At 64.0% G+C, this 14,192-nt stretch carries 14 protein-coding genes; 12 read left to right on the top strand and 2 right to left on the bottom strand.

Features of this window, described 5'->3' with window-relative positions:
• The first annotated feature begins 1 nt into the window (after position 1).
• Positions 2 to 1,012 (top strand): polyprenyl synthetase family protein, encoded by a 1,011-nt coding sequence (locus tag ACR0R4_RS02845; RefSeq protein WP_433645843.1) that lies wholly within the window; start codon positions 2 to 4, stop codon positions 1,010 to 1,012.
• Between the two features lie 86 nt (positions 1,013 to 1,098).
• Positions 1,099 to 2,529: an FAD-dependent oxidoreductase gene (locus tag ACR0R4_RS02840; protein ID WP_433645822.1), complete on the top strand. Its 1,431-nt coding sequence runs from the start codon at positions 1,099 to 1,101 to the stop codon at positions 2,527 to 2,529.
• 9 nt (positions 2,530 to 2,538) lie between these two features.
• Here the strand turns inward: ACR0R4_RS02840 and ACR0R4_RS02835 are convergent, their stop codons facing one another.
• Positions 2,539 to 3,447, bottom strand: a complete 909-nt coding sequence (locus ACR0R4_RS02835; protein WP_433645821.1) for a Sir2 family NAD-dependent protein deacetylase — start codon at positions 3,445 to 3,447, stop codon at positions 2,539 to 2,541.
• A 224-nt stretch (positions 3,448 to 3,671) separates the two neighbouring features.
• Here ACR0R4_RS02835 and ACR0R4_RS02830 point away from each other — a divergent pair, with 224 nt between their 5' ends.
• The 10 genes from ACR0R4_RS02830 to pheA all read left to right on the top strand — a co-directional run bounded on the left by ACR0R4_RS02830 (position 3,672) and on the right by pheA (position 13,189).
• Entirely contained in the window at positions 3,672 to 4,529 is an 858-nt protein-coding gene (locus tag ACR0R4_RS02830; RefSeq protein ID WP_433645820.1) for a putative endonuclease domain-containing protein, read from the top strand.
• A 10-nt stretch (positions 4,530 to 4,539) separates the two neighbouring features.
• Positions 4,540 to 5,094, top strand: coding sequence for an orotate phosphoribosyltransferase (gene pyrE, locus ACR0R4_RS02825; RefSeq protein WP_433645819.1), 555 nt, complete (start codon positions 4,540 to 4,542; stop codon positions 5,092 to 5,094).
• Positions 5,091 to 5,873, top strand: coding sequence for a sulfite exporter TauE/SafE family protein (locus ACR0R4_RS02820; RefSeq protein WP_433645818.1), 783 nt, complete (start codon positions 5,091 to 5,093; stop codon positions 5,871 to 5,873). The genes pyrE and ACR0R4_RS02820 overlap by 4 nt, the downstream gene beginning before the upstream one ends.
• A gap of 86 nt (positions 5,874 to 5,959) precedes the next feature.
• Complete coding sequence (gene ectA / locus ACR0R4_RS02815) at positions 5,960 to 6,550, top strand: diaminobutyrate acetyltransferase (protein WP_433645817.1); 591 nt, start codon at positions 5,960 to 5,962, stop codon at positions 6,548 to 6,550.
• A 113-nt stretch (positions 6,551 to 6,663) separates the two neighbouring features.
• Positions 6,664 to 7,953 (top strand): diaminobutyrate--2-oxoglutarate transaminase, encoded by a 1,290-nt coding sequence (gene ectB / locus ACR0R4_RS02810; RefSeq protein ID WP_433645816.1) that lies wholly within the window; start codon positions 6,664 to 6,666, stop codon positions 7,951 to 7,953.
• Positions 7,954 to 8,003: 50 nt separating this feature from the next.
• Positions 8,004 to 8,447: an ectoine synthase gene (locus ACR0R4_RS02805; RefSeq protein WP_433645815.1), complete on the top strand. Its 444-nt coding sequence runs from the start codon at positions 8,004 to 8,006 to the stop codon at positions 8,445 to 8,447.
• A 45-nt stretch (positions 8,448 to 8,492) separates the two neighbouring features.
• Positions 8,493 to 9,392: an ectoine hydroxylase gene (thpD, locus tag ACR0R4_RS02800; protein ID WP_433645814.1), complete on the top strand. Its 900-nt coding sequence runs from the start codon at positions 8,493 to 8,495 to the stop codon at positions 9,390 to 9,392.
• A gap of 235 nt (positions 9,393 to 9,627) precedes the next feature.
• A complete protein-coding gene (locus ACR0R4_RS02795; protein WP_433645813.1) occupies positions 9,628 to 10,482 on the top strand; it encodes a polyphosphate kinase 2 family protein in 855 nt (284 codons plus the stop codon).
• Positions 10,483 to 10,535: 53 nt separating this feature from the next.
• Entirely contained in the window at positions 10,536 to 12,185 is a 1,650-nt protein-coding gene (pgm, locus tag ACR0R4_RS02790) for a phosphoglucomutase (alpha-D-glucose-1,6-bisphosphate-dependent) (RefSeq protein WP_433645812.1), read from the top strand.
• A gap of 5 nt (positions 12,186 to 12,190) precedes the next feature.
• The gene (pheA, locus tag ACR0R4_RS02785) at positions 12,191 to 13,189 is read left to right on the top strand and encodes a prephenate dehydratase (protein WP_433645811.1); all 999 of its coding nucleotides are present in this window, start codon (positions 12,191 to 12,193) and stop codon (positions 13,187 to 13,189) included.
• On the opposite strand, the gene ACR0R4_RS02780 is transcribed toward pheA, so the two are convergent.
• Positions 13,178 to 14,176: a diacylglycerol/lipid kinase family protein gene (locus ACR0R4_RS02780; protein ID WP_433645810.1), complete on the bottom strand. Its 999-nt coding sequence runs from the start codon at positions 14,174 to 14,176 to the stop codon at positions 13,178 to 13,180. The two genes, pheA and ACR0R4_RS02780, sit on opposite strands and share 12 nt — an antisense overlap.
• Positions 14,177 to 14,192 lie beyond the last annotated feature (16 nt).

Below are 14,192 nucleotides of genomic sequence, written 5' to 3'. Positions count from 1 at the left end.
CATGCGCCTGTTCCAGGGTCCGGCCGAGCGCAAGCATTCACAGCGCATGCGTGAGCAACTCGCGCTGATCGAATCGGGGCTGCTCGAGCACCTGAGCTTCGCTTCGGAGGTCGCCGATGCGCCCGCAAGGTACCTTGCGGAGGCGGGCGGAAAGCGGATCCGCCCCATGCTCACGCTGCTCACCAGCGAATTGGGAGACGGCCCGAACGACCTGGTGCGGCGAGCCGCGCAGTCGGTCGAGCTCACGCACCTCGCATCGCTCTATCACGACGACGTGATGGACGATGCGAAGATGCGGCGAGGGGTGCCAGCCGCGCAGACGGTCTGGACGAACTCGGTCGCGATTCTCGCTGGCGATCTGTTGTTCGCGCGCGCTTCAACCCTTGCCTCGGGCATGGGCGAGGAAGCGATTCAGCTGCAGGCACGCACCTTCGAGCGGCTCTGCCTCGGGCAGTTGCACGAGACGGTTGGCCCGCAGCCCGGCGAAGATCCGATGGCTCACTATCTGCAGGTACTCGCAGACAAGACGGGCGCACTCATCGCGACTGCAGCCCGCATGGGAGTCATGTTCTCAGGGGCGCCCACAGAATATGCCGATCCGGTTATGGAATACGGCGAGCGGATCGGTGTCGCCTTCCAGCTCATCGACGACGTGATCGATCTGTCGCCGAAGGCGGATCTCACGGGCAAGCGTGCGGGAACCGATCTGCGCGCTGGAGTGGTCACGATGCCGCTGCTCCTGTTGCGTGCGCTGGCGGCGACGAACCCCGCCGATGCCGAGCTGCTGGCTCGCATTGAGGCCGGTGTGGCACAGATCGCCGAGGGTGCGGATCCGGGAATTCTCGACCCCGAGGTTGAGGCGTTGCATCGTCACGAAGTCACGACCGAGACCGAGGCTGAGGCTCGCCGTTGGGCCGCAGACGCGGTAGTTGCGCTCGATCCACTGCCGAAGTCGGTTATCAAGCGCGGGCTTGAGCGAATGGCCGAGTCGATCGTGACGCGCGAGGGCTAGCAGGGCCGGCTTCGGCCGTGAGTTGTGGAAGAAGTGAGACGTCTCGTCCGCGGTGTATACCAGTGGGGGAATGGAAGGAACTCAGTATGACCAAGATGCGACTGGCAATCGTCGGTGCGGGCCCGGCCGGAATCTACGCGGCAGACCTCCTGATCAAGGCGGAGCGCGACTTCGATGTCGAGATTGACCTGTTTGAGCAGCTTCCTGCACCCTACGGACTCGTTCGCTACGGAGTCTCGCCTGACCATCCGCGCATCAAGGGAATTGTCACCGCACTGCGCGAGGTGCTCGACCGCGCTCGTCCCGACACCGGTGACACTGATACCGACGCTGACGGGGAAGGTGTTCCGAGCGGCACTGTTCGTTACTTCGGCAATGTGCGCTACGGCGAAGACATCACGCTGGAAGACCTGAAGCGGCACTATCACGCGGTGATCTTCTCGACCGGCGCGATCCGCGATGCATCACTGAGCATTCCCGGGATTGATGCGGAGGGCTCATACGGCGCCGCCGACTTCGTGAGCTGGTTCGATGGGCACCCTGACGTGCCACGCACCTGGCCGCTCGAGGCAGCCGAGGTTGCGGTGATCGGCAACGGCAATGTGGCTCTCGATGTCTCGCGCATGCTGATTAAGCACGCAGACGACCTGCTTCCCACCGAGATACCCGCGAATGTCTACGAGGGTCTCGCAGCCAACCCGATCACCGATCTGCACCTGTTCGGACGCCGCGGCCCCGCGTACGTGAAGTTCACACCCCTTGAGCTGCGCGAACTGGGCGAGGTGCGTGACGTCGACATGGTGATCGACGAGCGCGACTTCGCATTCGACGACCCGTACGCCACCGAGGTGCTGGGTAAGAACAAGCAGGTGCTCGTCATGACCCGCGTCATGAACCAGTGGCGTGAGGCGCAGAAGGAGCGTGAAGCCTCCGGCCAGCACGCGTCGCGCCGTCTGCACATGCACTTCTGGTCGAAGCCCGTCGCGGTGGTCACCGAGAACGGGCGCGTGGCCGGCCTGAAGATCGAGCGCACCGCGCCCGACGGCCAGGGTGGCATTCTCGACACCGGTGAGTTTGAGGTCATTCCCGTGCAGTCGCTGTATCGCGCGATCGGGTACTTTGGGTCACCGCTCGAAGAGATCCCCTTCGACGACGAGCGCGGGGTGATTCCCAACGCGCAGGGCAGGGTGCTGGGCGCAGACGGCGAGCCGGTACCCGGGGTGTACGCAACGGGGTGGATCAAGCGCGGCCCCGTGGGCCTCATTGGGCACACCAAGAGCGATGCCATGGAGACGATCGAGTGTCTGCTCGCGGATCGCGAGAGCTGGTGGCAACCCATCGATCCGTCGCTCGAGGCTGTTCCCGCGCTGCTTGAATCGCGCAACGTGCCCTACACGACCATCGAAGGGTGGCAGCGGCTTGACGAGCACGAGCTGGCGCTCGGCGAGGCCGAGGGCCGCACCCGCATCAAGGTTGTACCGCGCGAGGAGATGACCCGGGTTTCCCGCGGGGAATAGTGCTCCCGGCTACCCGTCGGTCTGATGTCTGCCCGGAAGAGCCGCGGCAAGGGCGCTGAGCGTCTCGCTCGTGCCGCCCTCGATGCGGGTGTGCAGGGACGGCCGGCGATCCACCGCGGTCGGGCCACGATTGATCACCGCGATCGGGATGCCACGGGCCTCGGCCCGGTGTACGAGGCGGATCCCGGTGTTTACCGCAAGCGAGGACCCCGCAATGATGAGCAGGCGGGCATCGGCGATGATCCGCTCGGCGTGCGCGAATACGGGCTTGGGTACGTGTTCGCCGAAATACACCACGTCGGGGCGCAGCGTGCCCCCGCAGGCCGGGCATACCGGCACCCGCACGCTGTCGGTATCTGACACGTCGGCATCGCCGTCTGGGTTTGTGGGTGCGTGAGCGTTGCGCTCCACAAATCCGGGGTTCGCGGCATCGAACCAGGCGAGTGTCTCGGTGCGGGTGAAACGGTGCCCCTCGTCTACGCACCGCATCGTGGAACCGCTGCCGTGCAGTTCGGCGACGTTTTGGGCACCCGCAGCCGTGTGTAACCCGTCGACGTTCTGGGTGATCACCCCGGTGAGGTGGCCCGACTGTTCGAGGTGGGCCACAGCCTCGTGCCCGGCATTCGCGCGCAGGTGCGCCATGCGCAGCGCCCCGATGCGGGCACCGGCCCAGAAGCGGCTGCGATACCTGGCATCGGTGGTGAACTGCTCGATGTTCATGGGGGTGCGGGGAGGGGAACCCGTGCCACGGTAGTCGGAGATTCCTGAATCGGTGCTGATGCCGGCGCCGGTCAGGATCGCCGCGGGGCCTGCCTCGAAGAGACTGGCCAGTCGTTCGAGGTGCTCGCGCGGTGCGGGGTTCTCGGATTCGCGCCCGGCATCGGCGTGACTGTGCGCGTCGCGATCCACTGTGTGCATGATGACAGGGTAGCCGGGTGACCTTTTTTACTCATGCCGGCCACTGCCACCTCTGGCACCTCTGTCAGTACCTCCAACCGGTCACGTCTCAGAATCCGCGCAGGTTCCCCTCGGTATAGCTGGTGAATACCGGGACAAACCTGCACAAATCCAGCGTGAGATGTGGTTTCCGGGGGTGTGGATAACTTCTGCGGAGCATCTGAGCAAACTCGTAGGGTGAGCACATGCGGAAACCTCAACCTATTCCCGGGCTACGTGCCGGAGAACTCGCAACGGTCCAGTCGCTGCGACTCGCCGGGGTATCGCAGTCGCGGCTCTCGCGTACAGATGTTCATCGCCCGTTGCGCGGCGTGGTGAGGCTGGGAGGGGACCAATCGCAGTCCGATTTTGCGGAGAAGGTGGCGGCGCTCAGGGTATTGCTTCGCGAGGGCCACTTCATCTCGAGATGGACCGCAGCGGTATTGCTGGGGATGCCCGTGACCGGCGGCACTGAGTTCCTGGACGTTGGCGCGATCCGCCCGAGACGACCGCCAAGTCGCCCTGAGATTCGTGGGCACCAACTCGGCGCGGGAGTACTGCTCGACGTTCCATCGAAGCCACCCTTGCTTCCACATCCCGCCGATGTGTGGGCATCGCTCGGCGCAGTTGCCACAGTTGATGAACTCGTGATCGCCGGGGATTACTTGATTTCTGGTCAGAGTCGCTGGGACGAGCCGATGGTCAGCCGTGAGGAACTTGCGGCCGCGATCGGGCGATTCGCTGGTTGTTCCGGGGTGACCAAGCTGACCAAGGCCATCCCGCAGCTCCGAACTGGTGTTGAGTCGCCTGCCGAATCAAAGACCCGCGTGCTCATCGTGAGGTCGGGCTTGCCCGAACCACGCACGAGCTGCCCGGTAGCTGTGCGGGGGCGCACTCTATATGCCGACCTCGGGTACCCCCAGTGGCGCATTGCGATTGAATATGAAGGGGCGTACCACTTCACAAACGGTGTCGAACAGGCACGCAGAGATAATGACCGTGCCGAAGCAATGCGCGATGCAGGGTGGCGCGGGGGCGACCGCATCGAAGGCAGCCGCGAGTAGGATCGAAAGCATGGCAACCGCGCGCGAACAGCTCATCGAACTCATCAAGACCGAGGCCGTCTTCCACGGCGACTTCACCCTCACGAGTGGCAAGAAAGCAAGCTACTACATCGACCTCCGCAAGCTGAGTCTCGACCACCGGGCGGCCCCGCTGATTGGCCAGGTCATGCTCGACCTCATCGACGACATCGATGGCGTCGTCGCGGTGGGCGGGCTCACGATGGGGGCTGATCCGATCGCATCAGCGATCATGCACCAGGGGGTCGCGCGTGGCAAGATTTACGACGCGTTCGTGGTGCGTAAGGAGCCCAAGGATCACGGCCGCGGTCGGCAGGTTGAGGGCCCTGATCTTGCGGGCAAGCGCGTGGTCGTGGTCGAGGATACTTCTACGACGGGCGGGTCACCCCTCGCGGCGATCGAGGCGCTCGAAAAGGTGGGTGCCGAGGTGGTCGCGGTCGCTGTGGTGGTGGATCGCCAGGCCCCTGCGAAAGCGCGGATTGAGGCGGCCGGCTACGAGTATCGCCACGCAATCGGGCTCAGCGACCTGGGCCTCGACCCGCAGTGACCGAAATCCTGCGCCCCCGTCCACTGCCGCTCATCATAATTGGCATCGCGGCTGGCCTGCTTTCAGGCATGTTTGGCATTGGCGGCGGCACGCTGATCGTGCCGGCCCTGGTGCTCTGGCTCGGCATGTCGCAGCGCCTTGCCGCGGGTACGTCGGTCGCCGCCATCCTTCCTACCGCGGTGGTCGGTGCGATCACCTATGGGGTGCAGGGCAACGTTGACTGGATCGCCGCGGCATGCCTCGCTGTCGGTATCATCGCGGGTGCCCAGCTCGGCAGCTTCCTGCTCGCGAAGTTACGCATCTCGGTGCTGCAGTGGAGCTTCATGGTGTTCCTCGCGGTGATCATCGTGAGCCTGTGGTTCGTGGTTCCGCAGCGCGATGCCCAGATCGACATGGGCGTGGTTCCGGTGATCATGCTCATTGTGACTGGTTTCGTTACCGGCATCCTGTCGGGACTCTTGGGCGTAGGCGGCGGTATCGTTGTTGTGCCGATTCTCATGTTCTTCTTTGGCGCGAGCGATCTCACAGCAAAGGGCACCTCGCTCGTCATGATGATCCCCGGTTCTATCTCGGGCACCCTCGGCAACGCGCGTCGACGCAACGTGGATCTGCGCACCGCCCTGTACGTGGGTATCACGGCGAGCGTATGCGTGCCCGGGGGTGCGTTTCTCGCTGCCTGGGTTGACCCGTTCTGGGGCAACGTCGCGTTCTCGGTTTACCTTGCGATTCTGCTGGCGCAACTGCTGATGCGGCAACTGCGCCGCCGTCGCAGTGAGTGAAGAGATGCCTGAAAATACCTGATCAAACGGGTATTTGTGCTCCCTGGGTTGAAGTTGTCTCGCCTCCGCGCTACGTTGATAGAGGTATGTTTTCCGCAAAAGAACTACTCGAGACCACCCGCTCACCTCAACGCGAGATTGAAATTCTCGCCCCCGAGATTGACCATGGCGCCGATATCTGGCGAGTCGCCAAGGCCGCTTCCGAGCTCGACCTGAACTCGTCGTACATGTATCTGCTGTTCGCCCGTGACTTCGCACACACCTGTCGGATCGCGCTTGTCGAGGGCGAGGTTGCCGGATTTGTGCTTGCGTATCGGCGCACGGAAGATCCGAGCTGTCTGTTTGTATGGCAGGTTGCCGTCGATGTTGCCTATCGCGGCGAAGGCCTTGCCCGTCGCATGCTCAACGACCTCATCATCTCCTCGGTGTTTGACGAGACCCCGGTGCGCACGATCGAGACAACGATCACCGACGACAACATCGCCTCACGCCGGCTCTTCACTGATCTTGCCGAGCGCTGGAACACCGTTCTCAAAACCCGCGCACTGTTTGATGAGAGTCATTTTCCAGACGATCACGACGCAGAGCGACTGCACTTGATCGGCCCGATCGACCAGGCCAGCTCGACAGGCCCGATCGCCTCGGTCGCCCCACTCGGCTCAGCCGCGCGCGCGTAGCGTCCCACGCGAATCCTCGCGCAGCCTGGGAATAGCTCCCAGCCACGACGCTTCATCGCGCCGTGACATCGTGCCGTCGTCGTCGCGGCGAACGTACCTGGAGGTACCACGCAATGTCCGTTATCGAACAATCCGACACTTCCATTTTCACGTCACTCGAGTCACAGGTTCGCAGTTACTCGCGTTCGTGGCCGGTGGTGTTTGACCGAGCCTTGGGAAGCACTATGTACGACGAGTCAGGGAATGGGTACCTTGATTTCTTCGCTGGTGCCGGAGCCCTGAACTATGGGCACAGCAATCCCCTCCTGAAGAAGGCCCTGATCGATTACCTCTCGAGCGACAGGGTGATCCACTCGCTCGATATGTTCACCACCGCACGCCGCGACTTTCTGCGGGCATTCGACGAAATAATACTGAAGCCGCGAGAACTTGACTATCGGGTCATTTTTCCCGGCCCGGGCGGAACAAACGCGGTCGAGGCAGCCCTGAAACTCGCGCGGAAGGTGACGGGTCGCGAGTCGATCGTGAACTTCACCAATGCATTCCACGGCATGACACTGGGTGCACTGTCCGTCACTGGCAACGCGCTGAAACGAGGCGGCGCGGGGGTGCCCTTGGTGCACGCAACACCGATGCCGTTCGACGACTACTTTCAGCAGGATTACCCGGATTTCTTTTACTTCAAGCGGCTGCTCGCTGACAGTGGCAGCGGTTTGAACATCCCCGCCGCCGTGATCGTCGAGTCGGTGCAAGGTGAGGGCGGAATCAATGCCGCCCGCGCCGAGTGGCTGAGAGGGCTCTCCGAGCTATGCCAGGAGAACGGAATTCTGCTGATCCTCGACGATGTGCAGATGGGCTGTGGGCGCACCGGAGGGTTCTTTAGCTTTGAGGAAGCTGGCATCAAGCCAGATATGGTCTGCCTGTCAAAGTCGATCAGTGGATCAGGCCTCCCTCTTGCGCTCACCCTCGTGAAGCCTGAGCTCGACATCTGGGAACCAGGAGAACACAACGGCACGTTCCGCGGCATCGCTCCGGCGTTCGAGACGGCCAGGGTCGCGATCGAAGAGTATTGGCAGGATCGCGGTTTGGAGGAGTCCACCCTCGCGAAGGGGCTGCGCGTGGAGAGTCGGTTTAATGCGATTGCGGCCAGCCATGAGGCCGCTGGCCTCGTGCCGAAGGGGCGCGGTTTGGCCCGAGGGCTGCAGATGCCAAGTGGGGAGCTTGCGAGCCGGGTGTCTCAGATCGCGTTCGAAAACCGCCTGCTCGTCGAAACCTCTGGGCCCGAGGGTGAAGTGGTGAAGGTGATGCCGCCCTTGACCATCGCCGACGGTGAGCTTGATCGTGGACTTGACATCGTGGCGAATGCGGTTGCTGAAGCGCTTGCTGAACACGGAACGGGCTGACGTGCCCGCACGCGAAGCACCAGACGATTCAACGACCCGGAAGGATTCTCATGATCGTACGAACCCTAGATTCCATCACCGACACTGAAGCCGACGTGCAGTCCGAGAACTGGCGCAGCAAGCGCATCATCCTCGCAAAAGAGGGGGTGGGCTTTTCGGTGCACGAGACGACACTCTACGCTGGCACGGAATCTGAGTTCTGCTACCAGAACCACATCGAGGCTGTGTTCATCGTTGAGGGGGAGGGCGAGATTGAGGATCTCGGCACGGGGGAAGTGCATGCGCTTGCGCCGGGCACGCTCTATCTCCTGAACGATCACGATCGGCACCGGGTGCGCCCGCGCACCGATGTTCGTACCGTGTGCATCTTCAATCCACCGGTCACCGGCCGAGAGGTTCATGACGAGAACGGCGTCTACCCCCTGATCACCGAGGCAGCGGGCGGGGAGCTGCGCGATCGGCCGACTGCCGCAGAGCAGCCAGCGCCAAGATAGCCGGATCTGAGAACAGTAAGAGAACGACAAAGGAGAACTGGAACTATGACCACTCACCAAGAAGATCTCTACCCAACTCGCTTGAGTGAAGCGCGAGAGCGGCTTGAACGGCCGCATCCCGCCGTCTGGGGAAGCGCCGAGGACGGACCCTTCTCGCAGGAAGAACTCGATGCCCATGAGGCACGCGGTTTCACCATCATCGATGAGTTCATTTCGCAGGAGGAAGTGGATCGCTACTCCCAGGAGCTCGACCGTCTCGCCAGTGATCCCGCACTCGAATCCGACGAACGCGTCGTGCGCGAGCGCAGCACCGGTGACGTTCGATCGATATTCGCGGTGCAGCAGTTGAGCGAACTCATGGACGCGCTCTCGCGTGACGAGCGACTCCTTGACCGTGCGCGCCAGATCGTGGGCGGCGACGTGTACCTTCACCAGACCCGCATCAACTACATGCCGGGGTTTAAGGGCACGGGGTTCTACTGGCACTCAGACTTCGAGACCTGGCACGCGGAAGATGGAATGCCGATTCCTCGCAGCGTCAGCTGCTCCATCGCGATGACCGACAACTACCCCTTCAATGGTGGGCTCATGGTGATGCCTGGCTCGCACAAGACCTATGTCTCCTCTGTCGGAGAGACGCCGGCGGACAACCACAAAGCTTCCCTGCAAGCACAGGAGGTCGGCGTTCCGACCGAGGCCGACATCACCTACTTGGCCGAGAAGTACGGTATTGATCAGTTCACCGGAAAGGCGGGGTCTGCCCTCTGGTTTGATTCGAACATCATGCACGGCTCCGGTAGCAACATCACACCGTTCCCGCGCTCGAACATCTTTATGGTGTTCAACAGTGTTGAAAACTCCCTGCAGGATCCGTATGCTGCTCCGGCCCCGCGGCCCGAGCACATTGCGCACCGCGACTTTGCGCCGCTGAAGTCCGCGGTGTAAATCACACTGCCGCACTGCAGGCAGTTGCGCAGGCGCACCAAGTGGCGCCTACGAGGTGACAGTAGATGTCGTTTTGGCGCGTCAATCCGACATCTACTGCCCACGTGCACGGAGCGGAAGCGCCAGGTAACGCGGCACGGCGCAGCGGCGGCACGCTGAGCGGTGCAGCGGGGGCCGCGCGATCCACCCAGGTATTGGGGATGCGCCCGGAGCGCAAGATCGACAAGATAGACCCATGGGTAAGAACAACTGGACCGACGCGGCACCGGATCTGCTGCGCGTGGGGGCGGGTTTCTCACTTGCAGAGGTTGACCCCGACAGCACACCGGGTTTCGCTGGGAAGAACGGGGATGGCGCGAGGGCGCTCGCTGAGGGCCACAGTGAGCTCGGTGCGCTCCAAGAACGCCTGTACGCGTCGACACGCTCGGGCGCGCGAAACGAATCCGTGCTGCTCGTGCTGCAGGCGATGGATACCGCGGGCAAGGGCGGCATCGTGCGCCATGTCGTCGGCATGATGGACCCGCAGGGGGTGACGGTCGCCGCATTCAAGAAGCCGACGACCACCGAGCTCGCCCACGACTTCCTCTGGCGGATCGAGAAGCGGTTGCCCGAGCGCGGGTTCATCGGGGTGTTTGATCGCTCCCACTATGAAGATGTGCTGATTGGCAAAGTGCGGCAGCTGGCACCAAAATCCGAGATCGAACGCCGATACGATGCGATCAACGATTTCGAGAGTCTGGTCGTCGACTCGGGCACCCGCATCATCAAGGTGATGCTGCACATCTCCCGCGATGAGCAGCGCGGGCGCCTCGCCGAGCGTCTCGAACGCCCCGACAAGCATTGGAAGTACAACCCGGGCGACGTCGACGAACGATTGCTGTGGGACGACTACATGCACGCGTACCAGACCGTGTTCGAGCGAACGTCGACCGAGGTCGCACCATGGTACGTGGTGCCCGCAAACGCGAAATGGTACGCCCGCCTTGCGGTGCAGGAACTCCTGCTGGCCGAACTGCACAGGATCGACCCGCAGTGGCCCGCAGCCGATTTCGACATCGAGGTGGAGAAGCGCCGGCTCGCCCAAAGCTGAGGCGCAACGAACTCGCTCGTGTGCTCCCCGGCCGCTGCTGGCAGACTAGAGCCATGCATGAGCGCGCAGGCGAACTCGCCAGGGAAGAAGACCTCGTCGACCTTGAGGCGCTGCTCGCGGCCTTCAGCGAGATTGTGCCCGATCCGGCCGATCCGGCACAGCGGGTCGCCTTCGGCACGTCTGGGCATCGCGGCTCGTCGTTGAGTGGGTCATTTAATGAGGCACACATCGTCGCGATGAGTCGGGCCATCGCCGAATACCGCGCCGCGCAGGGCATCGAAGGTCCCCTGTTCCTGGGCGCAGACACACACCCGCTTTCGGCACCCGCAGAGGAGGTGGCCCGCGAGGTACTTGCGGCAGCCGGGGTGCACGTGCTCGCCGCTGCAGGCACCGGAGACGAAACGTACGTGCCAACGCCGGCGCTCAGTCACGCGATCCTCACGCACAATCGAGACCGCGGCGCACACGACCCAGAACTCGCCGATGGCGTGGTCGTGACGCCGAGCCACAACCCGCCCCGCGATGGCGGGTTTAAATACAATCCGCCACACGGCGGCCCGGCCGACACCGATGCGACGGGGTGGATCGCGCAGCGCGCAAACGAGATCCTCGCCCGGGGCACCCATACCGTTCCCCGCGCCGGCCTCCCCGGGGTGGAGTCGGCACCGATTGGTCTCTACGACTTTCTCGGCGAGTACGTCGACTCGCTCGACCAGGTCATCGATTTCGACGCGATCCGCCGCGAGAAGGTACGCATCGGCGCGCACCCGCTGGGGGGCGCGAGCGTCGCCTACTGGAGCGCGATCCGCGACCGCTACGATATCGACCTCACCGTGCTCGGCCCGGGGGTCGACCCGCGTTGGGCGTTCATGCACCTCGACTGGGACGGCAAGATCCGCATGGATCCGTCGTCGACGCAGGTGATGGCGACGGTCGCCGACTACCGCGACGAGTTCGACATCGTCACCGGCAACGACGCCGATGCCGACCGTCACGGGATCGTGACCCGAGACGCGGGGCTCATGAACCCCAATCACTTCCTCGCGGTCGCCATCGACTACCTCCTGACGCATCGGCCCGACTGGCCGACTGCCGCGGGCATCGGGAAGACCCTCGTGTCCTCTGCGATTATCGATCGGGTCGTCGCCGCCCACGGTCGAACCCTGCTCGAGGTGCCGGTCGGGTTCAAGTGGTTCGTGCCGGGTCTCGCGGGCGGAACGGTCGTGTTTGGCGGCGAGGAGAGCGCCGGAGCCTCCTTCCAACGCTTCGACGGCACCGCGTGGAGCACCGATAAAGATGGCATCATCATGGCTCTCCTCGCCGCCGAGATCCAGGCGGTGACCGGGCAGTCGCCGAGCGAGAGGTACGCTGCGCTCACGGAGCGTTTCGGGGCCCCCGCTTACGCCCGCACGGACGCCCCCGCAACCCCAGAGCAGAAGGCGAAGCTCTCGGCGCTGACCCCCTCGGCGGTCACTGACACCGAACTCGCCGGCGACCCGATCATCGCGATCCTCACGGAGGCACCGGGTAACGGCGCGGGCATCGGCGGGTTGAAGGTGCAGACCGAACACGCCTGGTTTGCGGCGCGCCCGAGTGGCACCGAAGACGTAATGAAGATTTACGCCGAGTCATTCAGAGGGGCGGATCACCTCGCCCGAGTGCAGGATGCCGCCCGTCAGCTCGTCGACCGGGCGCTACGCTAAGAGGCATGCCCGAGACCCCCGCACCGCCTCGCCGTTACAGCTACCTGGGCCCGGCCGGCACGTTCACCGAGGCCGCACTGAAGCAGGTGCCTGAGGCCGTGGGGCAGGAGTGGAACCCGGTCTCGAACGTGGGCGAGGCCCTCAGCGACGTAATCACCGGCTTCAGTGACGCGGCGATGATCGCGATCGAGAACTCGATCGACGGAGGGGTCACGGTCGCGCAGGACGCACTTGCGACGATTCCGGGTCTGCAAATCTTCGGCGAGTACCTGGTTCCGGTGCGGTTCGTTCTCGTGGCGCGCCCCGGCACCCGGCTCGAAGACATCACCGTGGTTGCTGGGCATCCGGTGGCGTACGGGCAGTGTCGCGCGTGGCTCGACGATCAACTGCCGAGGCACCGCCACCTTCCGGCCACCTCGAATGTGCAGGCCGCGGCCGACCTGTTCGAGCCGGCGGCCGGCGCAAACGCCGCGATCGCCCCGCCCGGTATCGAAGAGCATTACGACGTCGAGGTTTTGGCAGAGGGCATCGCGGAGAACCCCGACGCGGTCACGCGCTTCGTGCTGGTCGGGCGCACTGCACCAGTGGGCGAGCCCACCGGTGCCGACAAGACGAGCCTGATCGTCGAGCTGCCGGAGGATCGGGCGGGTGCCCTGCTCGAGTTGCTCGAACAGTTCGCCACCCGGGGTGTGAACCTCACGCTGCTTGCCTCGCGACCCATCGGCGACCGCATGGGACGCTACCGTTTCGTAATCGATGCGGAGGGCCACGTGCGCGACGAACGGGTTGCTGATGCGCTCCTCGGCGTCAAACGATACAGCCCGCGCGTCGTGTTCCTCGGCTCGTACCCGCGCGCCGACCGCATCGCCGCGACCACGCATGCGGTGCACGACGACGGCGCGTTCCGTGATGCCCGCGAGTGGCTGCACGGGGTCACCGAAGGTCGCGTGGCCGCAGAGGGTGTCTCCGAAGCTCGTGCCTCGAGCAGCGGATCAGCCGACTGACTTCCACTCGGGCAGCATCCGCAAGAGGAGTGAACCGGGGTCAACTCGACCGCTTGCCGCGAGGGCCAGCCCGAAATCGTCGCCGTCGAGCTGAATGGGCTCGGGATGATGCACCGACAGCGCGAATCGCTTCGAGCGCAGGTACGTGATCGACCGAGTGTCGTTCACCAGGTCGATGATCTGACGGCCGGCCTTGGATTTGCGAAGCACCCCGTTCTCCCAGCCGATCTTGCGCCAGATCCGCAGCCACGAGAACGCACCGAGCGGGTTGAGGGCGACGACATCGAGATACCCGTCGTCGAACTTTGCGTCGGGTATGAGGAGTACGCCACCCGGCATGAGCCCGCAGTTACCGATCATGACCGTGTAGACCGAGAGTGACTGCGCTGGCGACCCGTCGAAGGAGTACTGAATCTCCAGGGGGGAGTCTTTCAGCATCGTCCTGACCCCGGCATCCACGTAGGCCAGCCATCCAAGCCGCTTCTTCAAGCTCGAGCTGGTGGTCGAGATGGTGCGTGCGTCAAGCCCCATCCCCGCGAGCACGAGAAAGACGTGCTCGTTCTCGGATTCGTCCTCGCGAGTGATGGTAATCACTCCCAGATCGATCGGCCGATTCGCCCCCTGAAACGCGGCGCGCACCGCCACCTCGATGTCACCCAGTGGCATCCCGATATTCCGCGCCAAGAGATTGCCGGTGCCCAGAGGCACCACCGCGAGCGGAATACCTGATCCACGCAGCACCTCGGCGACCGCACGCACGGTGCCATCGCCACCCGCGGCGAGCACCATGTTCGCACCGTCTGAGACTGCCTGCTTGGCCGCACCGGTGCCCGAGTCTGCTTCGGCGGTCGGGTACCAACGGGTGGGTGACCAGCCGTTTGCCGACTGGAACCTGCCCACCACCGACCGCAGACGCGCCAGATCGGTCTTGAGTGGGTGGTACACGACTGCCGCGGCGGGCTGGGTGCCAACACGGGAGTTCAGCATCCTTCAACGTTACCGC

This window comes from Leucobacter fengyongliangi, assembly GCF_050971685.1.
Lineage (GTDB): Bacteria > Actinomycetota > Actinomycetes > Actinomycetales > Microbacteriaceae > Leucobacter.
This window is presented reverse-complemented; position numbering and strand designations above follow the sequence as displayed.

What these genes read in the sequence shown, in the direction of transcription:
- ACR0R4_RS02780 (WP_433645810.1), bottom strand. Translation starts at nt 14,176, where the DNA reads ATGCTGAACTCCCGTGTTGGCACCCAGCCCGCCGCGGCAGTCGTGTAC.
- ACR0R4_RS02840 (WP_433645822.1), top strand. Translation starts at nt 1,099, where the DNA reads ATGACCAAGATGCGACTGGCAATCGTCGGTGCGGGCCCGGCCGGAATC.
- ACR0R4_RS02835 (WP_433645821.1), bottom strand. Translation starts at nt 3,447, where the DNA reads ATGCACACAGTGGATCGCGACGCGCACAGTCACGCCGATGCCGGGCGC.
- ACR0R4_RS02845 (WP_433645843.1), top strand. Translation starts at nt 2, where the DNA reads ATGCGCCTGTTCCAGGGTCCGGCCGAGCGCAAGCATTCACAGCGCATG.
- pyrE (WP_433645819.1), top strand. Translation starts at nt 4,540, where the DNA reads ATGGCAACCGCGCGCGAACAGCTCATCGAACTCATCAAGACCGAGGCC.
- ectB (WP_433645816.1), top strand. Translation starts at nt 6,664, where the DNA reads ATGTCCGTTATCGAACAATCCGACACTTCCATTTTCACGTCACTCGAG.
- pgm (WP_433645812.1), top strand. Translation starts at nt 10,536, where the DNA reads ATGCATGAGCGCGCAGGCGAACTCGCCAGGGAAGAAGACCTCGTCGAC.
- ACR0R4_RS02830 (WP_433645820.1), top strand. Translation starts at nt 3,672, where the DNA reads ATGCGGAAACCTCAACCTATTCCCGGGCTACGTGCCGGAGAACTCGCA.
- ACR0R4_RS02795 (WP_433645813.1), top strand. Translation starts at nt 9,628, where the DNA reads ATGGGTAAGAACAACTGGACCGACGCGGCACCGGATCTGCTGCGCGTG.
- ectA (WP_433645817.1), top strand. Translation starts at nt 5,960, where the DNA reads ATGTTTTCCGCAAAAGAACTACTCGAGACCACCCGCTCACCTCAACGC.
- pheA (WP_433645811.1), top strand. Translation starts at nt 12,191, where the DNA reads ATGCCCGAGACCCCCGCACCGCCTCGCCGTTACAGCTACCTGGGCCCG.
- ACR0R4_RS02805 (WP_433645815.1), top strand. Translation starts at nt 8,004, where the DNA reads ATGATCGTACGAACCCTAGATTCCATCACCGACACTGAAGCCGACGTG.
- thpD (WP_433645814.1), top strand. Translation starts at nt 8,493, where the DNA reads ATGACCACTCACCAAGAAGATCTCTACCCAACTCGCTTGAGTGAAGCG.